The sequence below is a fragment of the Spongiimicrobium sp. 3-5 genome (assembly GCF_046557915.1).
GTDB lineage: Bacteria > Bacteroidota > Bacteroidia > Flavobacteriales > Flavobacteriaceae > JBHEBG01.
On the sequence record NZ_JBHEBG010000007.1, the window covers coordinates 1 to 20,927 of the forward strand.

Genomic DNA, 20,927 nt, shown 5'->3' on the forward strand with positions numbered 1-20,927 from the left:
CCCAGTGCTGCGGCGTCCTGCCATTGCGGGTCCCCTGCGGCATCCGTTCCCAATACCCTGTTGGCATCGGCTATTCCTGCGGTCCCTATCTGTGTTGTGGTGACACCGTCGTCGGCTATCTGTACGCCGTTGACGGGATCCACTTCCAGTGTTGTCCCGTCCACGTTCACCTGAAGGTCCATGGCGGCCAGTGCGGCATCGTTGGCCACGCCGGTAATCGATCCGTCGGTGGATGTTACATCGGCGCCCAGGTTGGTCCCCAGTGCTGCGGCGTCCTGCCATTGCGGGTCCCCTGCGGCATCCGTTCCCAATACCCTGTTGGCATCGGCTATTCCTGCCGTTCCTAATTTTTCTATTGTAACCGCATCAGTAGCCAGTTTGGCTGTTGTTATCCCCAGATCGGTAACTGCGATATCGGCGTCCACAAGCGTGGAACCCAATCCGTTGTTTATGGTTATGGAGGCATCGGTAGGGGTAAGGTCCTGTCCGTTGATGTTGGCAGCATCCAGGGTGGCCCATTCGGCCAAGTTTCCCGCACCGTTTGTCCTTATCACCTGATTGGGTAGACCAGACTGTAATTTGTCAAGAGTAACCGTCCCGTTCTGAATATCGGCAAAACCGTTAATGGTGCCATCAACAATATTCATCCCTGTTATTTCCGTGACCTCAAAATTAAAATTGTTACCCGTTTGTACTATGCTAATAGTCTCTATTGGGTTTATTCCCGGATTTGAAGTAAAGGTCTGGGTATTAATTTGGGCCAAAGGCGTGCTCACCGTGTTATTGTCACTATCCGTAAGTACCAAGTCCCCACTTACAATACTTAGGCTAGCGTTGGTAGTGTTTATAACATCTGTAGTATTGTTGGCTGCGTCTGTAAAAGTGTAGGTGTTGTTTCCGTTGTCTACGAGGCTAATATTGGAGGCCTCGCAAAGGTTTAACCATTGGGCACCGTCATAATAATGGATGCATTGGGTATCGGTGTTGTATACCATACCGCCCGCCAAGGGTGCTATATTGTTCATCTGAACCGTACTAGCACGAGTTATCACCAAAACCCTATTACCGCTCTCCAATTCCAATACTGAAGCGGCATCAATGGTCTGAGGATTGTCGCCAATTTTTATCTGTGCCCCAACGAAGGAAAATGTACAAAAAGCAAAAGCGAACAGAAGGAATTTTAGTTTCATGAAATACACTTTAGGTTCTCAAAATCAGGACAAGCAAAATTAAAATTATAAACCCATATACCTAATTTTATACTTTGAAAAGCACCTTCATTCGGGTGAAGCGTTACAATACTCGTTAAATGGGGAGAAAAAAAGATCAATTCGGATATTTTGATAATATTTAACCACGACAATTAAGAATTTTATCAAATTAACAAAAGTTTAATGGTACTAAATTTTTTTATGACCGTCACATGCTTTTTCTTTATCGTCCTAGTAGTAAGAATTTTGTTACTTTGTTTACTTTGGCCAGCTTCTATGCAATCCACATTTTGTTTTTCATGGGGATGGACGAAATCATCAAACTTAAATACATGAAACACCAAATCTTTTTTATAATAACCTTTCTATTTGTTGGTACGGTTTACTCACAAGATGACGGTCGTCAGATCCTTAGAGGAAAAGTACTATACAGAAACAGTAATGTTGCCAACGAGAATGTTATAAATGCCACCTCCGAAAGTGCTACCATTACCAATAATGATGGTCAATTTGCGATTAGGGTGAAGGAAGGTGACGAATTGGTTTTTACAGCGGTTAATTACCAATTGGAAATTATAAAAATTACAGCGGAGATATTAAAGAACAACAGATTGGTGGTAGAAGTCAATGAAAAGGTAACGGAGTTGGATGAGGTTGTGGTAAGCCCTGAAAACCAGAAGAAATTCTTAGAAGTAAAAAACGAGGATTTTAAACAGTACGATTATGAAACAGATCGCTCTACCGAGGTAGTGAACATTGCAGAATCGCAACAGGTGCGGGGTATGCAAGATGGTATCAATTTCGTCAATATTTTTAAAGCGCTACTGAAATCGAATAAAAAAAAGGAAGAAGACCGGGTGGAATTGAAAGTAAGCGAGGTCTTACGGCAGGTGTATGATGATGAGTTCTTCGTGCTAGATCTGGGTATTCCTCAAGAAAGAATTGATAACTTTCTTTACTATTGCGATGCCCAAATGCCAGCTCAATCTTTATTGAGAAAGGACAATGAATTTCAACTGATCGATTTTTTGGTCTCCCACAGCAAAACGTATTTAACGGAGTTGAATGAGGAAAAGTAATATTCTTGGGATATGCTTTCTTCTGGTTTGTATTTCGGTCAGATCACAAACCCTTTTTACAGATGACCTACAAGGAAAAGTAGTAAGTGAAACTCAGGAAGTAGCAGATGTGCATGTGCTGAACATTACTACCAAAAAAGCTAGCATAACAAATACATACGGTTATTTTTCAATTCTGGCCAGGTTAAATGATACTTTGGTGTTTTCGGCCGTGCAGTTCAAAAGAAAAGAGTTGGTGGTTACCCAAGCCATTTTAGATAGCAAAAGCGTGTTTGTTCCTTTAGAAGATACACTTACCGAGTTGGAGGAGGTAGTTGTAACACCCTATAATCTTTCCGGAAATATCGGTGAAGACCTTAAGGGATTGCAAACCGACCCAGTGGTTACGGCTTCTACCTTAGGATTGCCCAATGCCCATGTAAAACCCCTTATGCAAAGTGAACGCATGTTAAGAGAAGCTTCTATGATGGGACCTTTTTCCCTGGGTATGTTGACGAGTGTACCGTTTAATCCCCTTATCAATGCCATTACCGGTAGAACCAAAATGTTGAAGAAACGTGTGGCCCGTGATCGGAAATACGCCAGAACGGCAAGAGTAAGGGAGTTTTATGCAGATTCGCTCTATACCAAACAACTAAAAATACCCGCTGAAAAAATAGAGGACTTTATGTATTTTTGCGAGGTTGACCCAAGTTTCAGTACAACAGTGGATTCCCGGGATAAATTAAAAATTTGGGGTTTTTTACAAAGAAAAAGTTTGATTTATAGGGAAAACAATAAGCTTGAGTAAAAAAATGGTCTCTTTTGGCACGGGGATTGTTATCTCTAAAGGGAAACGCTGAATATCCAAAAAATAACATCGAACCGTAACATCTGACACAAAAAAGCGTCATAAATATGGGAATCACAATAATTTGAAGCAATGAAATTATTAAAAAATACAATTGTCCTATTCCTTTTGCCTCTAATGGCTTTTACAGCGGCCCATAAGTTTTATGTGAGCGTTACCAATATCAACTATTCGGAAAAAGACGATTCCTTACAAATAACTTCTAGAATCTTTATTGATGATTTTGAAGAACTGCTAGATACGCGCTACGGAATACAGGCCAATTTGGCCACGGAGAAAGAGTCGGAAATAGCACTGGATTATATTGAAAAATACCTCAGGGCAAAATTTACAGTACAAATTGATGGCAAGGTAATGGATTACACATTTTTGGGAAAGAAATATGACAATGACGTAATGGTTTGCTACATAGAAGTACCTAAGATCGGATTTAAGAATATTAAGACCGTGGAGGTACAGAGCGATATTTTAACCGATCTTTTTGAGGAGCAACAGAACATAGTTCACTTCAAATTCAATAGCAAGAAAAAGAGCTTTGTATTAATTAGAGAGAATAATAAAGGAATGTTAAACTTATAACAATATATTAACGAATCGTTAAAAAAGGATTATTTTTCGTCGACTAAAAATGTATTGAAAAAATGAATAAAGCAAAATATTATTTTTCTTCGCTTTTGTTTGTCTTTGCGGCCATGGTTTCCGCACAAGAAGAGGAGAAGGAAGTAAAGGAACCCGGACACTACAATCAGAGCAAGTTTAAACAATTATATGAGGAATTTGCAACGCCAAATACTTATAGGTCGGCATCCGGAGCCCCTGGCCCCGATTATTATCAGCAGCAGGCAGACTATAAGATGAATATTGAGTTGGACGATAAAAATGCAAAAATTTATGGCGAGGAAACCATAACGTATACCAATAACTCTCCGGACGACCTAGAATTCCTATGGGTTCAGTTAGATCAGAACGTTAGGACCAAGGACACCAAATCTGCGCTTAGAAATGGGAATGGAGTTCCCCTAGCGGAAAGAGCCAGTTCTTTTGTACAAACGTACATGACCTCGCCCTTTGATGGCGGATTTAATATCGATTATGTAAAAGATGCCAATGGAAGACCTTTGTCATACACGGTAAATCAGACCATGATGCGCATAAATATTCCGCAACCTTTGCGGAGTAAGGGTCAAATATCATTTTCTATTAAATGGAACTATAACATACCCGACCATACGGTAAATAGAGCAAGATCTGGCTATGAGTACTTTCCCAAAGACGGAAACAGAGCTTACGTAATAGCACAGTTTTTTCCAAGAATGGCAGTTTACAGTGATGTGGAAGGATGGCAAAACCATCAGTTTTGGGGAAGTGGAGAATTTGCCCTACCGTTTGGAAACTATGAGGTGGATATTACCGTACCGGCAGATCATATACTAGATGGTACTGGGGTGTTACAAAATAGAAAAGAGGTTTTTTCCAAAGAAATGATGAAACGCTATGAACAAGCAAAAAAATCATACGATAAGCCTGTTTTAATCGTAACCCAAGCGGAAGCTGAAGCCGCAGAAAAGGGTTTTTCCGAAAAGAAAAAAACATGGAAACTAAAGGCGGAAAATGTACGTGATTTTGGTTTCGCAAGCTCGCGTAAATTTATATGGGATATGCAAGCTGTTAAACTTGCAAGTAAGGAGGTTATGGCCGTATCCCTATATCCCAAGGAAGGAAACCCACTTTGGGAAGAGCAATCTACCAAGGCCGTGGCCGCTACCTTAACCACATACTCCTCCCATACTTTTGACTATCCCTATCACAAAGCAATATCCGTACACGCCAAAAATCAGGGTATGGAGTATCCTATGATTTGTTGGAACTATGGAAGACCTAATGAGGACGGCACCTATTCCGATCAAGTAAAATTTGGAATGATAAGCGTAATTATACACGAGGTGGGCCACAACTTTTTTCCAATGATCGTTAATTCGGATGAGCGGCAGTGGGGTTGGATGGATGAAGGTTTGGATACTTTTATGCAATACATTACAGAACAAGAATTTGGAGAGGCCAACCCTGAGGTTATAGCCCCCAACAGCAACTACCCTTCACGAAGGGGAGATCCTTCAAAAATAGTTCCTTATATGAGCGGTGACCAAAGTACCATATCACCAATAATGTCCAATCCTGAGAACGTTTATCAGCTGGGCCCCAATGCCTATGGGAAACCTGCTACCGCACTTAACATTTTAAGGGAAACCGTAATGGGCAGGGAACTATTTGATCATGCCTTTAAAACCTATGCCAACAGATGGAAATTTAAACACCCTACGCCAGAGGATTTCTTCCGTACCTTGGAAGATGCTTCAGCGGTAGATTTGGATTGGTATTGGAGAGGATGGTTCTATACCACGGATTATGTGGATATTGGAGTTAAAGGCGTTAAAAAATACTACGTATCCGATAAACCAACGAAAAAGATGCAAGAGTATATGGCCGCACGTAATATTACGGAGGCAGATTTACCACCCTTGGTTTACTTGGCCGAGGAAGATAGTGAGGATTTTGATGCCAATTTAAAAGGAAAAGCACCTTCGGAAAATTCTACGACCTTAAAAGAATATATAATGGATAACCTAAGTGTTGATGAAAGGGCCAAAGTAGAAGAACCAAAATATTTCTATGAGGTTACCTTTGATAAGCCAGGAGGTATACCCATGCCGCTTATTGTGGAATATACCTATGCGGACGGTTCTAAGGAGAATATAACCTATCCGGCAGAAATTTGGAGAAAAAACGATGCCGAGGTAAAGCGAGTAATCTCCTCACAAAAAGAGTTGGTCGGTATAGTAGTGGATCCTAAAGCCGAGACTGCCGATATTGATGCCACAAATAATTCTTGGCCTAAAAAAGAGGAAAGATCCGATTTTGACCAGTTTAAAAAGGAAATAAAAGGCAAATAAACGTCTAAAAGAAACAATTTTGGCCCTACTTCCTATAATATCAGGATTGTAGGGCTTTTTTTATTTAGCCCGCAAACTTCACTATATTTGTCCTATGCTTTCATCTGTTTTTTTATTTATTAGCGGTGCGGAAATATTCTTCATCATGTTTATTGTGGTCATGGTCTTTGGTGCGGACAAAATTCCCGGAATAGCCAAAGGACTTGGCAAAGGCATGCGCCAATTAAAGGATGCTACCGAGGATATTAAACAAGAAATACAGAAAAGTGCTGAAAAACAAGGGATAGATACCGATTTTACAAAAGACATCAAAGACGAAATCAACAAGGTAAAGGAGAATGTAGATGAGGTAACCGGGGTTATCAAAAGAAAATAGTATGCTCAAGAGACTTCTGGAGTGGGACGAAGAGACCTTTGTTTATTTGAATAGCTTGGGCACAGAGCAGTTCGACTTTTTTTGGGCCACCATAACCAATATTGCTACCTGGATTCCTCTATTTCTTTTGTTGGCAGTATTTGTTTTCAGGAAATTCCCGGTAAAACAGGCATTGCCCATAATCTTAACCATAGTGGTTCTGGCCTTATTTATTACTGGTTTTACCAGTATTGTAAAAGAAGTTGTAGGTAGGCTTAGACCTAACAACAACGAGGCAATAAACGACATTATCCGAATTGTAAAGAACCCGCAGAGCCTTAGTTTCTTTTCGGGCCATGCGGCCAGTTCCTTTTCCATTACCACCCTAACCGTACTTTTCCTTAGAAAACGTATAAAAGGAGTGTGGTTTTTTTACCTCTGGCCTTTATTGTTTTCCTATAGTAGAATTTATGTAGGTGTGCATTACCCTATTGACATTTTTGTAGGAGCGGTTGTTGGGGTATTAACGGCATGGTTGTTCTATGATCTTTTTAAGAAGTTTATCGTACCCTACTTAGGCTTAGACCATCCCTAATAGGAAGTAAAACCGTTTCTACTCTGGGGTCTTCTTTAAGTTTACGGTTGTAGTCTACGAGGGTTTTTGTAGCCCTATCCTTTTCGTTTACGGGGCCTAGAACCTTTCCGGACCACAGTACATTGTCTGATAAAATGATGCTTCCACGCTTTGTTTTTGCCAAAGCCGCTTCAAAATAATCCGGGTAACTCGTTTTCTCGGCGTCAATGAATACCAAATCAAAAACCACATCAAAGGTGGGGATTATATCCAAGGCATCCCCGGTATACTGTATTATCTGATTACCAAATTCACTCTTGTTAAAATACCTCTTTTGCATTTCTACAAGTTCTTCGTTGATGTCTATGGTATGTATTGTGCCATTTTCTTGTAAGCCCTCTGCCAAACATAGGGCAGAATAGCCGGTATAAGTCCCAATTTCTAGCACATTTGTTGGGTTGATCAGCTTGGCCAGGGCACTTAAGACCCTGCCCTGGAAATGCCCTGTAATCATTCTAGGTTGTACCACCCTTAAGTATGTTTCCCTAGTTAATTCCTGTAGTAGGGGAGGTTCAGGTTCGGAGTGGTCGCGAATGTAATTTTCCAATTGAGGGGACAAAAAGTGCATGATTCGTTTTTGACAAAATTATGGAAATATATGCTACTTTAGGGGTAACTTTTAAATCTTAAACGTACGTATTATGTCCAATGCAGAACAGTTGAAGGTTAGACGCGCAACAAAGGACGATCTAGGAATATTGTTGGCCTTTGAGCAAGGGGTCGTTTCTGCGGAAAGACCTTATGATCCAACAATTAAACCAGACCCTGTTCTTTATTACGATTTGGAACAGATGCTTTCCGATGAGGAGGTCGCCATAATGGTAGTAACTTTCAACGAACAAATCGTGGGTTCTGGTTATGCCCACATAAGGGAGGCCAGATCATATCTAGACCATCAAAAATATGCTTATCTAGGTTTTATGTATACCGATGAGGCCCATCGGGGAAAAGGAATCAATAAAATGATCATAGATGCGTTGAAAGCATGGACCATTACCCAGGGAATAAACGAAATACGCTTAACGGTCTATTCCGATAACCTGCCAGCTATTAGAGCCTATGAAAAAGTAGGTTTTCAAAGCCATATGATTGAAATGCGTATGGATAGGGACCTACTTTGATCTTAACCCAAGAAATTCCACGTGAAGTCGTATTTTTACCAAAACTGAGCTATGCAATACTACAATACCTTGGCGTTTGCCCAACAGTTGGATGCAGAGGATGAACTTGCCGCTTATCGTAAGGAGTTTTGTTTTCCTAAAGTAAACGGTAAACAGGTTATTTATTTTACAGGGAATTCGTTGGGGTTGCAACCAAAACGTACCCAGAGTTTTGTGGATGAGGTCATGGAAGATTGGAGGAATCTGGCGGTTGAAGGACATTTTTATGCGAAAAAACCATGGTGGGATTACCACGAACGTTTGGCCTCCCCCCTTGCAAAGATTGTTGGGGCAAAGCCCGAAGAAGTATCCGTTATGAATACCCTTACGGTTAATCTTCACCTTTTAATGGTTTCATTCTATCGCCCTACAAAAAAACGATACAAAATTATCTGTGAAGAAAAAGCCTTTCCTTCCGATCAGTACATGCTGCAAAGTCAGTTAAGGGTGCATGGCCTCGATGCCAGTGATGCCCTCATAGAGATCAATAAAAGAAAAGGCGAGCATTTTTGGAGAACAGAGGACATTATCAATAAAATTAAGGAAATAGGCGATGAATTGGCCTTGGTATTGATAGGGGGTGTAAACTATTACAACGGTCAGGTCTTTGATATGGAAAAGATTACGGGAGAGGGAAAATCTGTAGGAGCCATGGTAGGATGGGATTTGGCCCATGCCGCAGGTAATGTAGAGTTAAAATTACACGAATGGGGAGTAGATTTTGCCGCTTGGTGCAGTTATAAATACATGAATAGTGGCCCTGGGAATGCTTCTGGAATTTTTGTTCACGAGCGCCATTTAAATCAAGCAGATATTCCAAGGTTCGAGGGGTGGTGGGGTACCAACAAAGCCAACAGATTTTTAATGAAACCCAATTTTGAACCCTTACCGACCGCAGATGCCTGGCAGCTAAGCAATGTACCCGTTTTGTCCGTTGCACCTTATTTGGCATCCTTAACACTTTTTGAGGAAGTAGGCATGGATAGGTTAATCGCCAAACGAAAAAAAGTAGTCGCTTATTTGGAATACGTACTTTTGGAAATTGAAAAAGAAGTAGGTGGCTCTTTTGAGATCATTACACCTTCCCAGCGCGGTTGCCAGTTATCGGTATTCTTGCATGGTGAGGGGAGAACCTTGTTCGATTATCTTATGAAGCAAGGCGTAATAGCCGATTGGCGAGAGCCCAATGTAATTCGTTTGGCCCCGGTACCTTTTTACACTTCCTTTGAAGATATGTACCAGTTTGGACAAATACTAAAAAAAGGTATAACTTCTAAAGTACAACCAGAAAAACAGTACAGGGACTAACGGAGGTTTTTGGTAACTACTAGGCCGATATCTTAGCCAAATAGGCCGTGGGTGTTTGGCCCAAGTACTTTTTGAACTGTCTTGTAAAGTAAGAAGGATCATTATAACCGCAGTTGTACATAACCTCGGCAATAGATTGCATGTTTTCATCTAACAACTCTTTAGCCTTCCTAATTCTAAATTCGTTTACAAATTGTATAAAGGATTGATGTGTCATTTTTTTAAAGAACCTGCAAAAAGAGTTGGTGGTAAGCCCAACATGATCTGCTAAAACCTTAGAGCCTATAGTATCTCCATAGTTTTCGTTTACGTATTCAAAAACCAGCTCCAACCTTTTTATCTCATCGTTTTTAAAATTGGATAGTTTTGTATTGCCCAAAATAGCATGAAAATCGGTACTCTTCGAGAGTTTTTCCAAAATGGCAAGTACATTGATCAACTGCTCTGTATTATTGAGCTTACCAAACCGTTCAAAACTAACGGAAAGCTGTTCTTTGGTTTCGTTCCCGTACAGCAATGCAGAACCAGATCGCTGTATGAGTTTACTAATTGCTTTGAACTCTTGGAAAACGCCTAATTTTTCCTCTACAAAATCCTTTCTAAACTGAATAACCACTTCTAGATTATCCCTGTAATCCTTGTTGCCAAAATCTGCATGGGGAATATTGGGACCTAAAAAAATAAGTGTACCATCGTCATAGGCAAGCGTTTTGCTGTCGATACGCAAGGTGCCTTTCCCATTTTTAACATATACCAATTCATATTCCGGGTGAACATGCCAACTGGTTAGCTCACAGGTGTCGGAATGTACATAGGTAGCAATCTTTAGCGAAGAATTCATTCCAACTTCTATGTTCTCATAAATTGGTTTCATAAGTCAAAATTAACTTAAAATGAACAAATAATTGATAATAAAGAATATTTTGTCTTATAAAGCGAATAGTTTGCCCTATGTTTTATACGCTTTTCCGATTTACTTTGCATAGCAGCGACGCTAACGGGGTTGGGATACCTCTGTACACTGCCGTATTTATTTACTCTTAACTACCCACAAAATGAAATCGTTACGCCTTATTCTTTCCAATCCAAGGTATTTTGGACCTGCTTGGGTTTTTGCAAGCTTAAATATTCTTTTTGGTACATGGGCTATTTATATTCCTACGGTAAAGGAAAAGTTGAACATTGATAAGGCCGATCTTGGGATCGCCATTTTTTTTCTATCTCTTGGTGTTTTTACCATCTTTCCATTGGCGGCCAAAATAATAAATAAAGTAGGCGTAGGTAAAGCCACGTGGTATGGCGTTTTGCTTAGTTGTGTTGCTGCTTTATTGCCATTACTTGCTCCCAATTATTATGTATTGATGGGCGCTCTTTTTATGTTTGGAGCCACAAATGGTTTTACGGATATCTCCATGAACACTCTGGTAACAGAATTGGAAAAGGAGGATAAGCAAAAATTTATGTCTGCCGCTCATGGTTTTTTTAGTTTGGGCGGGGTTTTGGCAGGTTTAGGAAGTTTTCTGATCGTATTCATAGCCAATCCGGCGTTGCATATGTTTATTGCCGTTGCTTTAGTGGTTTTGGTAAATCTTATGTTTTACAAAAGATACATCCATATAAAGGCCGCTCCGGTAGAAAAGGAGCCCTTTAGTATAAAACTCTTTAAACCATTGTTGATCTTAGGTGTGCTGTCTTTTATAGCTATGGGAAGTGAAGGAGCTATCGTAGATTGGAGTGGGCTGTTTTTAAAAGAGGTTACCTTGGCTCCGGAAGAACTTATAGGGGCCGGATTCCTTGGTTTTTCTATCACAATGACTTTAGGAAGGTTTTTAGGAGATGGTATTAGCGCCAAATTTGGCCCAGTACAACTAGTGGCATTTGGAGCTTTGTTGGCCATGGGTGGCTATGGTCTGGTATTAACGGGCAATACGTATTTGGCCATCACCGGTTTTGGACTTATCGGTCTTGGGTTTTCGGCAATGGTGCCCGAGCTTTTTCGCATTGGAGGTAATGTTCCTGGGGTAGAATCGGCACAAGGTGTTTCCTTTATTGCTGGAGCTGGGTATTCTGGATTCCTTCTTGGACCTGTAATCCTAGGGTTTTTGGCAGAACAATATTCGCTTAATCTTAGCTTTAGCACACTATTGGCACTGTCCATAATCATATTAGGGTCTACCTATATGCTTAAAAAACAGCGGTCCAAATAAGTATTATTCTGTTTTTACCGTAATGTCTGATAAATAGAGTTTAAAATCTTCATCCGCTTTCTTATGCATTTCTGCAATTACCAATCCGTCTAATACCTTATAATCCTCCCAGGTGGTAATCATCGAAGGATTGGGTTGATTGGATTTTCTAAATACCCATTCTTTTAATTTATAGTCGTCCCCAAAGTAAAAGTCATAGGCGTCACCCGGAGTGTAACCTCCATCAGCACCGTAAACAATGGTAAGCTTTTGCATACTTTTCTTTGCTATGGGTGCCTGCGCAATGGTGTCATGTTGGTAGGTAAAACTTTCCTGGTCCCAAATTAGGTTAAAAGGTGCCAGCAGCCAAAATTTATCATTGATAAAGGCCGGGTCTACTTTGGTTGCCATAGAATCTAATGCTTTTCTATTATAGGTCACTGTATCGCCAGCAGAAATTCCGACAACATCGTTTGTCTTTGGGTGCCAGGTCCATTTACGCTCAAAATGAGAAGTATCTCTATCTACATTGAAGGTAAATTTCAATGTTTCCACATTTTTCCAATTTTCGTAACCATGTGCATAGGCAACCTTTTCCAAAACGGTCATTTCCTTGGCGGGCTCATTGTCCCCCGTCTTTTTTTGTTCTTTACAAGCAGTGAAGAATACAAGTATCAAGGCTAGGAGGGAGGTAAGTTGCTTCATTTTATCGATTTTATCCAAATATAGTAGGTTTTGGGTTTTTATTTTAAAAAACGATAAGTTTGTTTGGATTACAATTCCCAATAATTTGATTAATTTTGGGTTCTAACAAGAAAATAAAAAATGGGTTCTAAAAAAGGAAAAGTACAAGAGGCTATAGATGAGAAAATGTTGGAGGAAAGGAAGGTGTTTTTATGGGGTATGGTAGATGATGATTCTGCCAAACATGTCATAGATCGTCTCCTCTATTTAGATATGCAAGGTAACAAGGAAATACAGTTGTTCATCAACAGTCCTGGGGGCTACGTTACTTCGGGTTTCGCTATATACGACACCATAACATCATTAAAGAGTCCGGTATCCACAATTTGTACAGGATTAGCTGCTTCCATGGGATCCATATTACTTTCCGTAGGAAAAAAAGGAAGACGGTTTATACAACCCCATGCACGGGTAATGATACACCAACCTAGCGGCGGTGCTAGAGGGCAGGCCTCAAATATTGAAATACAGGCCAAGGAAATACTTAAAACCAAGGAATTGGGTGCCCAGATTTTGGCGGATAACTGCGGACAGACTTTTGATAAAATCATGAAGGATTTTAATCGCGACTACTGGATGGGCGCGGACGAATCCGTAGAATATGGTATTGTGGACGGTGTTTTAAAATAACCCAACATTTGATCCAAAAGAGAAAAGTCCTTCACATTCTTAGTGTGAAGGACTTTTTTGGATATATATGGACGCCTAAGCGGAAAATTCATAATATATACGTTTACAAACGGTTGTTTGGCCCACGCAAGGGTGTTAAAAAACGCTTAAAATCATCTATGGATTATTGGTTGGGATATTTAGGACTTCTAAAGGTAAAACTGGCTAAACCATTTTTATTAACTTTAACGCTTATACAATATTCCGAAATGGAACTTGCATGACTCAAAAGAAAAAGAACATTGCCATAGTGGGCTCTGGTTTGGTGGGCTCTCTCCTGGCAATACACCTAAGAAAGTTTGGCCATACCATTACGGTTTTTGATCGTAGACAGGACGTTCGTATCGTTGAATTTTCGGGGAGATCCATAAACCTCGCCATGAGCAATAGAGGCTGGCGATCTCTTAGGGAGGCCGGTATTGAAGAAGAAATTAAAAAAATTGCCATCCCTTTGGATAAGCGTGCCATGCACGTAAAAGAAAAGCCGGTTTATTTTCAAAAATATGGAAAGGAGGGAGAGAGCATTTGGTCTATTTCTCGCGGGGTATTGAATAGGAAAATGATCGATTTGGCAGAAAAAGCGGGTGTAACCTTTAAGTTTCAAGAAAAAATATGGGACGTAGACCTACCACAATCCAAACTTTTTACGGGTGAAAGTGAGAAGGGCGAATGGAAAACCTATAACTACGATATTATTTTTGGTTGCGATGGGGCCTTTTCGCGTATACGTCATAAAATGCAACGTCGCAGTAGGTTCAATTATTCACAGCGTTTCATCAATGTGGGATATAAGGAACTTTCCATACCGCCCAATGCGGATGGTACGCACAAACTGGATAAAAATTCGTTTCACATATGGCCAAGGGGTAAGTTTATGTTGATTGCAATGCCCAATTTGGACGGTAGTTTTACATGCACCCTTTTCCTACCCTTTGAAGGGGATGTCTCATTTGAAAGTATTACTAATAAAAGGGAAGCAAAGGCCTTTTTTAAAAATCATTTTCCTAATGTGATGCAGGATATTGAAAACCTTACCGAAGATTTTTTCAATAACCCAACAAGTGCCATGGTTACCATGAAATGTTTTCCATGGACGTACTGGGACAAGGTTGCATTGGTTGGAGATTCGGCACATGCCATTGTACCTTTTTATGGCCAGGGCATGAATGCTGGTTTTGAGGATATTTTTGTGCTTAGTCAACTAATGAAGTCTCATGGTGATGACTGGAGTACCATTTTTAAAGAGTATCAAGATAGCCGCAAACCAAATGCCGATGCCATAGCAGAACTTAGCTACCGGAATTTTGTTGAAATGAGCAGTAAAACCGCAGATGCCAAATTTCTATTACAAAAAAGGATAGAGAAACGTTTTGCGGAAAAGCATCCGGACAAATGGATCCCTGTATACTCTAGGGTTACCTTCTCCGATAGGCCTTATTCCGAAGCTTTGGCGGTAGGGGATGCCCAGGAGGCAATTATGCAACAAGTGATGCAATTGCCCAATATAGAGGAAAAATGGGATGGCCAGGAGGTAGAAGAGAAAATTCTGGACCTTTTGCGATAAACTTAGTGTTATACAAAAAAACCATCCAGGACGGATGGTTTATAAATTTTATGGGAACCTTTAAGGTTTATAGTTTTGTAAAAAACTCACTCATCTTCTGCTGCTCTTCCTCGGCTAAAACCTTGTCTACCAAAATACGGCCGCTATGTTCATCAGTAATTATCTTTTTGCGCGATGCGATCTCAACTTGAACTTGTGGCGGAATGGTAAAGAAAGATCCTCCAGAGGCACCTCTCTCGATCGGCACAACCGCTAAACCATTTTTTACATTGTTACGGATACGTTTGTAAGCCATTACCAAACGCTCTTCTATCTCTTCTTCAAATTTTTCCGATTTGCTTAACAGTGCTTTTTCTTCCTTTTCGGTTTCTGCCAAGATTGCATCAAGTTCACTTTTTTTGTGCTTCAAATGTGCGTCCCTTTCGCTCAACCGCTCTTTGGTTTCCGAAATAACTTCTTTTTTCTGGTCTATTTGAACCTTAAATTCTTTAATATTCTTTTCTGCCAGTTGTATTTCCAACTCCTGAAATTCAACTTCCTTGGTAAGTGAATTAAATTCCCTGCTGTTCCTTACATTCTTTTGTTGCTCGGAATATTTCTTTATAAGTACCTTGGCTTCTTCAATAAGGTTCTTTTTAGCACCTATTTCAAAATTAACGGTCTCAACATCGGTCTTTAATTTATCCAACCTTGTCTTTAGACCTAGTACTTCGTCTTCCAAATCTTCTACTTCCAACGGAAGTTCTCCTCGTACGCTTCTGATTTCATCTACCCTAGAATCTATTAGCTGCAAATCGTATAATGCCCTAAGTTTTTCTTCTACCGTAGCTTCTGTCTTTTTTGCCATATTTAATAATACTTGATTGGATTTGTAATACTCTCCGATAAAGAGATTGCAAAATTAGGAATTTTTTTTGTAAGATAGTCCACGATTACGTTTTTTGTAAACTGCTCTGTTTCATAGTGTCCAATATCTGCAATGATCAGTTTATTTTCAGCTTCGTAAAACTGATGATACTTAACGTCCGCAGTTATAAAAATATCAGCTTTGGCGTTTATGGCTGCCCCAATGGCAAAAGCCCCACTGCCCCCTAAGACGGCTACTTTATGTATTTTTTTTCCAAGCAGTCCGGAATGTCGTATACATGCCGCACGCATATTTTTTTTAATCAATTTTAAAAAAAATTCCTCGGGCATTGGGTTAGGTAATTCTCCCACCATGCCCATACCAATACTTTGATCTTTATTCTCTAGTGTAAAGATTTCGTACGCCACTTCCTCATACGGATGATTTTTAAACAAAGCTTTTAGAACGTTACTTTCAGCAGCCTTCCTGTAGGTGATATTTATTTGTACCTCTTCTTCATAGTGGGTCTTGCCGATTACTCCTTTGGTAGGGTTTGCATTTTTTCCGGCCTTGTAGCTACCTGTACCGTCCGAGGTAAAGCTGCAATTGCTGTAATTACCAATATTACCGGCGCCGGCATCAAACAGGGCTTGCCTAAGCGTTTGGGCCTCCGCCCTGGGTACATAAGTGGATAATTTTTTTATGGACCCTTTTTGTGGAATCAAAATAGCGGTTTTTGTTACCCCCAATACCTCGCATATTTTGGCGTTTACACCTTTTGGGGAATTGTCCAAAGCCGTATGCATGCTATAAATGGCAATATTGTTTTGTATGGCTTTTAAAACCACACGTTCTACATAGGAGGTACCTGTTATTTTTTTTAATCCCTTAAAAATTATAGGGTGAAAGCTAATGATAAGATTACAGCCTTTGGTCAATGCCTCGTCTACCACATTTTCCAAGGTATCCAAGGTTACCAGTATTCCGGAGACCTCGGCCATGGGGTCTCCTACCAAAAGGCCAACGTTATCAAAATCCTCTGCATAATCCAATGGCGCCAATTCTTCCAATAACCCTGTAACTTCGTTTACTATCATTTTAGAACTTTATAGGAAATCAAAGATAAAATATTATATTTTCGCTTGGATGCAACTGCTAAGAAAAATAGGATTCCCAATTTCACTGATTTATGCAGTGGTGGTGTATATTAGGAATATTTTATATGATAAAGGTATATTTTCTTCAGAGACCTTTAAGACCAAAACCGTTTGTGTTGGTAACCTAAGCACGGGAGGTACGGGAAAGACACCAATGATAGAGTTTTTGGTCGCAGCACTTAAGGACGACTTTAAACTTGCAGTTTTGAGCAGAGGGTATGGGCGAAAATCCAAAGGATTCTTAAAAGCGGGTATTAGCACTTTGGTATCGGAATTGGGCGATGAACCCTTTCAGATCCATACCAAGTTTCCGGAGATTACCGTAGTAGTTGATGAAGACCGAAGGAATGCCATTTCTATCTTGGAGCAAGGCACAAGACCCGATATTGTTCTTTTAGACGATGCTTACCAACATAGAAAGGTCACTCCCCGATATGCCATACTTTTAACCGCATTTAACAAGCTATATTGCGATGATTGGTACTTACCCACAGGAGATTTAAGAGATGGTAGGAGACAAGCCAAACGGGCAGATGTTATAGTGGTAACAAAATGCCCCGAAAATTTGGATGCCCTGGCACAGGAAAAAATTGTGAGGCGGTTGAAAATAAACACTAATCAGCAGGTTTTATTTAGCACTTTGGAATATGATACGCATGTGAAGGGACCAGGCAATACCTTGTCCTTGGGAGATTTAAAGACTCAAAACGTTACTTTGGTAACAGGAATAGCAGATCCTACACCTTTAACCTCATTTTTGAGCCAACAAAAAATAAATTTTGAACACCTTTCTTTTAGGGACCATCATTTTTTTACCGAAAATGAAATAGCCCTGTTCAATACCAAAGACCTGGTACTTACTACGGAAAAGGATTTTGTAAGGTTAAAAGGAAAGGTTTCCAATTTATATTATCTTGGGGTAAAGCATCGATTTTTAAATGATGGGAAAGAAGTGTTGTTGGGTGCTATAAAAGCTTTATGAAGCTTCGTTTTTTACTTTTCTACCTAGAATGTTCTCCCCAATTTTCTGATAAAACACTTCGGGCTTAAAAGGTTTTGTAACCACATCGTTACACCCTGCGGCGTAAAAACTCTCTAAACTATCGTCCAAGGAAATTGCGGTAAGCGCTATAATTGGGGTTTCTTTATCGAACTTTCTAATGCGTATGGTAGCCTCCTCACCACTTATACCCGGCATGTGGATATCCATAAGAATGCCATCGTATTTATTTTCATTGGCAAGATCAACAGCGTCCATACCATTACTGGCAATATCACAGGTAATCTCCTTTTTGGTCAGCATCTTTTTGGTAATTACCTGATTTATTTTATTATCCTCCACAACCAATACGTGCAGCCCAGTAAGATCGTATTCTTTTTCGGTGATCTCAAACGGAATGTCGTCAACAATGCTGTCCTTGCTTTTTAAGTCTAGTTCAAAAAAGAAAGAACTACCCTTGCCAAATTCGCTTTCCAACTGAATCTTACTTCCGAATAGGCCAAGTAAGCTCTTAACGATGGTAAGCCCAAGGCCGGTTCCCCCATATTCCCTGTTGATTTGTATAGAACCTTGCTCAAAGCTATCAAAAATGTTCTTCTGCTTCTCTTTTGAAATACCAATACCGTTGTCCTTAACTTCAAAATAAAGGGTAACATCTTCTTCTTCTTTCTTCATCAATTTGGCGATAACGGTTACTTCGCCCTCCTTTGTAAACTTCAAGGCATTACCTATGAGGTTCATAAAAATCTGAGAGAGCTTTAACGGGTCACTCATAAGATGTGAAGGGATGGTGTCATCATAGTCCAAGACAATCTTAGTGTTATTTTCCTTGGCACTCTGTTGTAGGGAATCAATGACTTCTGTCAGTATCTTTTTAAGGTTGATGTCTATATTCAGGGGCTCTAATTTATCTGCGTCTATTTTATTTATTTGTAAAATATCGTTGATAAAGTTTAGTAAATAATCTCCTGAAAACTTAAGGGATTTAAGGTGTTCTTTTTGATTTTCACTGGGGTTCTCTTCAAGCAGCAGATGTGTAAGCCCGGTTACTGCGTAAAGCGGTGTCCTTAATTCATGACTTACAGTAGACAAAAAGTTGGTTTTCGCCTCCATGGCCTGTACAGCTTCGTCCCTGGCATTCTGTAATTCCTTGTTTTTGGTCTGTAACAGGTCGTTGGTCTTTAACTTAATTTGATTGTTCCTGTAAAGTGATACCGCTAAGAGCGAAATTATGGTTAGGAAGGCCGAGGTAAGAATAGCGGTAATTTCCGATCTGTTTGCCGACTCGTTCAGTTCTTCTATTTTTTCATCTTGTCTTCTAATTTCCTCGTTCATAAAATCGAACTGGATCTTATCGGCGGTTTTGGCCTCTGTTTTTATTTTCTCAATGGTGAAAACAGAATCCCTTATCTGTAGCAAATTTCGGTTGTGCAGTAAGGACAAATTATATTTTTCCACTCTTTCATACGCAACTCCCAAGGCTTCATTGGCTTCAAAAATTTCTTTAAAGAATCGGTTGCTCCGTGCAAGCGACAACGCGGAAGTAGCATTTTTTATACTTTCCTCCCAATTTTCGGTCTTGGTATATAGTCTTGCCAAGCCCAAATATGCCTTGGTGGCCAAGTAATCCTTTTCATAAATATCGTTGTTGACCACCAATGAGTTGTAATTCTTCGTGGCACTGTCATATTTTTCAATGTTGAGGTAGATGTCAGCTTCCGCCAAAAGTATATTGTTCAGCAAATTTCTATCGTTATTGAGTTGCTTGGCATCGTTCAACATGTAAATGGCCTGAAAGTTTTGATCTTTTCGGAACAGTAATATAGCTTCAATATACTTGTGCATTGCACTGCCATATGGGTATGCAATGGCATCTAACAGTACCTTGGCTCGGTCCCAATAAAAAATTGTGGTCTCGGTTTTATCCAATTCCAAATAAACCAGGGCAAATTTATGATAGCTGTCTATCAAGGATTTTTCATCCTCGTTTTGCTCTGCGATAACGGCTGCTTTGTTCAACGATTCCAAAGCAAAATCGAGCTTATTTTCATTCTTAAAAGTCCGGGTTTGGCTAAAATAGGTCTGTATTTCCTTGTCAGGCGAAGGACTACCCTGGGAATGTACGTGTAACACTGATAAAAAAGCGAGTGTTAGAAGTACAGTTTTAATACTCTTATGTGGTAATACGAATCTCAAATATATTTGTTCTTTACCAATAACTCGATAAGGTCTATAATTCTGCTGCTATATCCGGTTTCATTATCATACCATCCTATTATTTTAACCATCTTTCCGATGACCGAAGTCATCTGAGAATCAAACGTACAAGAATGGCAAGTATTGTTTATATCCACAGAAACTATAGGGTCTTTCGTATAGAAAAGTATGTTTTTTAGTTCATTTTGGGATATTTCCTTAAAAGTATCATTAATTTCCTTAATGGAGGTCTTTCTCTTCACATTTAGCGTAATATCGGTAAGGGATCCATTAGGTACAGGAACCCTAATTCCGCAGCCACCTATAGCGTTTGCAAGGTCTGGGAAGATTTTTGTTAGTGCCTTGGCCGCTCCTGTGGTGGTTGGTACAATTGATTGCGATGCCGCCCGTGCCCGCCTTAAATCGCGATGAGGTTGGTCGTGTAGGCTTTGATCCGTAGTGTAGGAATGTATGGTCGTAATGTAAGCTTCTTCTATACCGCAAAGCTCCTTTACCACCTTAATCATGGGGGCAGCATTGTTTGTAGTACAGGAGGCATTGGATATAATATCGTCATTACGGTCTATAATACCTTCATTTACCCCGTAGACCACCATTTTAATGTCATCTTCCGCCGGTGGAACGGACAAAATAACCTTTTTTGCCCCATTTTTTAAATGATAACTTAAAATATCCTTGCTCTTAAATTTTCCGCTGGCCTCTACCACAAGATCTACCTTATGATCGGACCAATTGATGGTTTTCGGACTTTCTTCATTAAGAAGTGCAATTTCTTCACCATTAACAATAATACTGCTTTCCGTATGGTTTATTTCTTGCAGGAATACCCCATGGATGCTATCGTACTTTAATAAATGTGCCAAGGTTCTTGCGTCTGCCAGATCGTTTATGGCAACCACGTTAAGATTTGGATACTTGTCCAGCAATCTGAAGAAAGTACGGCCTATTCGGCCGAAACCGTTGATGCCTATGTTTATTTTTTTCACAAGTTTGAA

20 protein-coding genes are annotated in these 20,927 nt (G+C 40.0%); 12 read left to right on the forward strand and 8 right to left on the reverse strand.

The genetic code is table 11. The features are described from left to right. On the reverse strand, positions 1 to 1,190 hold a 1,190-nt coding region (locus tag ACEQ81_RS17550; RefSeq protein ID WP_411032233.1), incomplete at its 3' end, for a hypothetical protein. 353 nt (positions 1,191 to 1,543) lie between these two features. Between ACEQ81_RS17550 and ACEQ81_RS17555 the strand changes: the two genes are divergently transcribed. From ACEQ81_RS17555 to ACEQ81_RS17580, 6 genes are all read left to right on the forward strand, one after another. Further along, positions 1,544 to 2,290 (forward strand): carboxypeptidase-like regulatory domain-containing protein, encoded by a 747-nt coding sequence (locus tag ACEQ81_RS17555; protein WP_411032234.1) that lies wholly within the window; start codon positions 1,544 to 1,546, stop codon positions 2,288 to 2,290. Then, positions 2,277 to 3,080, forward strand: a complete 804-nt coding sequence (locus ACEQ81_RS17560) for a carboxypeptidase-like regulatory domain-containing protein (RefSeq protein ID WP_411032235.1) — start codon at positions 2,277 to 2,279, stop codon at positions 3,078 to 3,080. Before ACEQ81_RS17555 ends, ACEQ81_RS17560 begins: the two co-directional genes overlap by 14 nt. A gap of 132 nt (positions 3,081 to 3,212) precedes the next feature. Continuing rightward, positions 3,213 to 3,719 (forward strand): DUF6702 family protein, encoded by a 507-nt coding sequence (locus tag ACEQ81_RS17565; RefSeq protein ID WP_411032236.1) that lies wholly within the window; start codon positions 3,213 to 3,215, stop codon positions 3,717 to 3,719. A 62-nt stretch (positions 3,720 to 3,781) separates the two neighbouring features. After that, a complete protein-coding gene (locus ACEQ81_RS17570; RefSeq protein ID WP_411032237.1) occupies positions 3,782 to 6,091 on the forward strand; it encodes a M1 family metallopeptidase in 2,310 nt (769 codons plus the stop codon). Positions 6,092 to 6,185: 94 nt separating this feature from the next. After that, complete coding sequence (locus ACEQ81_RS17575) at positions 6,186 to 6,467, forward strand: twin-arginine translocase TatA/TatE family subunit (RefSeq protein ID WP_411032238.1); 282 nt, start codon at positions 6,186 to 6,188, stop codon at positions 6,465 to 6,467. 1 nt (position 6,468) lies between these two features. Continuing rightward, on the forward strand, positions 6,469 to 7,041 hold the full coding sequence (locus ACEQ81_RS17580) for a phosphatase PAP2 family protein (RefSeq protein ID WP_411032239.1): 573 nt from the start codon (positions 6,469 to 6,471) through the stop codon (positions 7,039 to 7,041). Here ACEQ81_RS17580 and ACEQ81_RS17585 read toward each other — a convergent pair. Then, positions 7,007 to 7,648 carry a class I SAM-dependent methyltransferase gene (locus tag ACEQ81_RS17585; RefSeq protein ID WP_411032240.1) on the reverse strand — a complete coding sequence of 214 codons (642 nt, stop codon included), beginning with the start codon at positions 7,646 to 7,648 and terminating at the stop codon, positions 7,007 to 7,009. The two genes, ACEQ81_RS17580 and ACEQ81_RS17585, sit on opposite strands and share 35 nt — an antisense overlap. A gap of 73 nt (positions 7,649 to 7,721) precedes the next feature. Between ACEQ81_RS17585 and ACEQ81_RS17590 the strand changes: the two genes are divergently transcribed. Both ACEQ81_RS17590 and kynU read left to right on the forward strand, forming a co-directional pair. Continuing rightward, positions 7,722 to 8,201, forward strand: coding sequence for a GNAT family N-acetyltransferase (locus tag ACEQ81_RS17590; RefSeq protein WP_411032241.1), 480 nt, complete (start codon positions 7,722 to 7,724; stop codon positions 8,199 to 8,201). Between the two features lie 51 nt (positions 8,202 to 8,252). Next, on the forward strand, positions 8,253 to 9,548 hold the full coding sequence (gene kynU, locus ACEQ81_RS17595; RefSeq protein WP_411032242.1) for a kynureninase: 1,296 nt from the start codon (positions 8,253 to 8,255) through the stop codon (positions 9,546 to 9,548). Positions 9,549 to 9,567: 19 nt separating this feature from the next. Here kynU and ACEQ81_RS17600 read toward each other — a convergent pair whose 3' ends face one another. Beyond that, positions 9,568 to 10,422 (reverse strand): AraC family transcriptional regulator, encoded by an 855-nt coding sequence (locus tag ACEQ81_RS17600; RefSeq protein ID WP_411032243.1) that lies wholly within the window; start codon positions 10,420 to 10,422, stop codon positions 9,568 to 9,570. A gap of 181 nt (positions 10,423 to 10,603) precedes the next feature. Here ACEQ81_RS17600 and ACEQ81_RS17605 point away from each other — a divergent pair, with 181 nt between their 5' ends. Continuing rightward, on the forward strand, positions 10,604 to 11,755 hold the full coding sequence (locus ACEQ81_RS17605; protein WP_411032244.1) for an MFS transporter: 1,152 nt from the start codon (positions 10,604 to 10,606) through the stop codon (positions 11,753 to 11,755). Between the two features lie 3 nt (positions 11,756 to 11,758). On the opposite strand, the gene ACEQ81_RS17610 is transcribed toward ACEQ81_RS17605, so the two are convergent. Continuing rightward, on the reverse strand, positions 11,759 to 12,439 hold the full coding sequence (locus ACEQ81_RS17610) for a hypothetical protein (protein WP_411032245.1): 681 nt from the start codon (positions 12,437 to 12,439) through the stop codon (positions 11,759 to 11,761). Positions 12,440 to 12,559: 120 nt separating this feature from the next. Between ACEQ81_RS17610 and ACEQ81_RS17615 the strand changes: the two genes are divergently transcribed. Both ACEQ81_RS17615 and ACEQ81_RS17620 read left to right on the forward strand, forming a co-directional pair. Continuing rightward, a complete protein-coding gene (locus ACEQ81_RS17615) occupies positions 12,560 to 13,108 on the forward strand; it encodes a ClpP family protease (protein ID WP_411032246.1) in 549 nt (182 codons plus the stop codon). 259 nt (positions 13,109 to 13,367) lie between these two features. Next, a complete protein-coding gene (locus ACEQ81_RS17620) occupies positions 13,368 to 14,711 on the forward strand; it encodes an FAD-dependent oxidoreductase (protein WP_411032247.1) in 1,344 nt (447 codons plus the stop codon). A gap of 67 nt (positions 14,712 to 14,778) precedes the next feature. Here the strand turns inward: ACEQ81_RS17620 and ACEQ81_RS17625 are convergent, their stop codons facing one another. Beyond that, positions 14,779 to 15,558: a zinc ribbon domain-containing protein gene (locus ACEQ81_RS17625; protein ID WP_411032248.1), complete on the reverse strand. Its 780-nt coding sequence runs from the start codon at positions 15,556 to 15,558 to the stop codon at positions 14,779 to 14,781. 2 nt (positions 15,559 to 15,560) lie between these two features. After that, positions 15,561 to 16,655 carry a Nif3-like dinuclear metal center hexameric protein gene (locus ACEQ81_RS17630; RefSeq protein WP_411032249.1) on the reverse strand — a complete coding sequence of 365 codons (1,095 nt, stop codon included), beginning with the start codon at positions 16,653 to 16,655 and terminating at the stop codon, positions 15,561 to 15,563. A gap of 49 nt (positions 16,656 to 16,704) precedes the next feature. Here ACEQ81_RS17630 and lpxK point away from each other — a divergent pair, with 49 nt between their 5' ends. Beyond that, positions 16,705 to 17,697, forward strand: a complete 993-nt coding sequence (lpxK, locus tag ACEQ81_RS17635) for a tetraacyldisaccharide 4'-kinase (protein ID WP_411032250.1) — start codon at positions 16,705 to 16,707, stop codon at positions 17,695 to 17,697. Here lpxK and ACEQ81_RS17640 read toward each other — a convergent pair. Together ACEQ81_RS17640 and gap are read right to left on the reverse strand one after the other, a co-directional pair. Further along, entirely contained in the window at positions 17,692 to 19,848 is a 2,157-nt protein-coding gene (locus ACEQ81_RS17640; protein WP_411032251.1) for an ATP-binding protein, read from the reverse strand. The two genes, lpxK and ACEQ81_RS17640, sit on opposite strands and share 6 nt — an antisense overlap. A gap of 59 nt (positions 19,849 to 19,907) precedes the next feature. Further along, the gene (gap, locus tag ACEQ81_RS17645; protein ID WP_411032252.1) at positions 19,908 to 20,918 is read right to left on the reverse strand and encodes a type I glyceraldehyde-3-phosphate dehydrogenase; all 1,011 of its coding nucleotides are present in this window, start codon (positions 20,916 to 20,918) and stop codon (positions 19,908 to 19,910) included. Positions 20,919 to 20,927: the final 9 nt, after the last annotated feature.

What these genes read in the sequence shown, in the direction of transcription:
- lpxK (WP_411032250.1), top strand. Translation starts at nt 16,705, where the DNA reads ATGCAACTGCTAAGAAAAATAGGATTCCCAATTTCACTGATTTATGCA.
- ACEQ81_RS17580 (WP_411032239.1), top strand. Translation starts at nt 6,469, where the DNA reads ATGCTCAAGAGACTTCTGGAGTGGGACGAAGAGACCTTTGTTTATTTG.
- ACEQ81_RS17575 (WP_411032238.1), top strand. Translation starts at nt 6,186, where the DNA reads ATGCTTTCATCTGTTTTTTTATTTATTAGCGGTGCGGAAATATTCTTC.
- ACEQ81_RS17585 (WP_411032240.1), bottom strand. Translation starts at nt 7,648, where the DNA reads ATGCACTTTTTGTCCCCTCAATTGGAAAATTACATTCGCGACCACTCC.
- ACEQ81_RS17555 (WP_411032234.1), top strand. Translation starts at nt 1,544, where the DNA reads ATGAAACACCAAATCTTTTTTATAATAACCTTTCTATTTGTTGGTACG.
- ACEQ81_RS17620 (WP_411032247.1), top strand. Translation starts at nt 13,368, where the DNA reads ATGACTCAAAAGAAAAAGAACATTGCCATAGTGGGCTCTGGTTTGGTG.
- ACEQ81_RS17590 (WP_411032241.1), top strand. Translation starts at nt 7,722, where the DNA reads ATGTCCAATGCAGAACAGTTGAAGGTTAGACGCGCAACAAAGGACGAT.
- kynU (WP_411032242.1), top strand. Translation starts at nt 8,253, where the DNA reads ATGCAATACTACAATACCTTGGCGTTTGCCCAACAGTTGGATGCAGAG.
- ACEQ81_RS17630 (WP_411032249.1), bottom strand. Translation starts at nt 16,655, where the DNA reads ATGATAGTAAACGAAGTTACAGGGTTATTGGAAGAATTGGCGCCATTG.
- ACEQ81_RS17565 (WP_411032236.1), top strand. Translation starts at nt 3,213, where the DNA reads ATGAAATTATTAAAAAATACAATTGTCCTATTCCTTTTGCCTCTAATG.
- ACEQ81_RS17625 (WP_411032248.1), bottom strand. Translation starts at nt 15,558, where the DNA reads ATGGCAAAAAAGACAGAAGCTACGGTAGAAGAAAAACTTAGGGCATTA.
- ACEQ81_RS17615 (WP_411032246.1), top strand. Translation starts at nt 12,560, where the DNA reads ATGGGTTCTAAAAAAGGAAAAGTACAAGAGGCTATAGATGAGAAAATG.
- ACEQ81_RS17560 (WP_411032235.1), top strand. Translation starts at nt 2,277, where the DNA reads ATGAGGAAAAGTAATATTCTTGGGATATGCTTTCTTCTGGTTTGTATT.
- ACEQ81_RS17610 (WP_411032245.1), bottom strand. Translation starts at nt 12,439, where the DNA reads ATGAAGCAACTTACCTCCCTCCTAGCCTTGATACTTGTATTCTTCACT.
- ACEQ81_RS17600 (WP_411032243.1), bottom strand. Translation starts at nt 10,422, where the DNA reads ATGAAACCAATTTATGAGAACATAGAAGTTGGAATGAATTCTTCGCTA.
- ACEQ81_RS17570 (WP_411032237.1), top strand. Translation starts at nt 3,782, where the DNA reads ATGAATAAAGCAAAATATTATTTTTCTTCGCTTTTGTTTGTCTTTGCG.
- ACEQ81_RS17605 (WP_411032244.1), top strand. Translation starts at nt 10,604, where the DNA reads ATGAAATCGTTACGCCTTATTCTTTCCAATCCAAGGTATTTTGGACCT.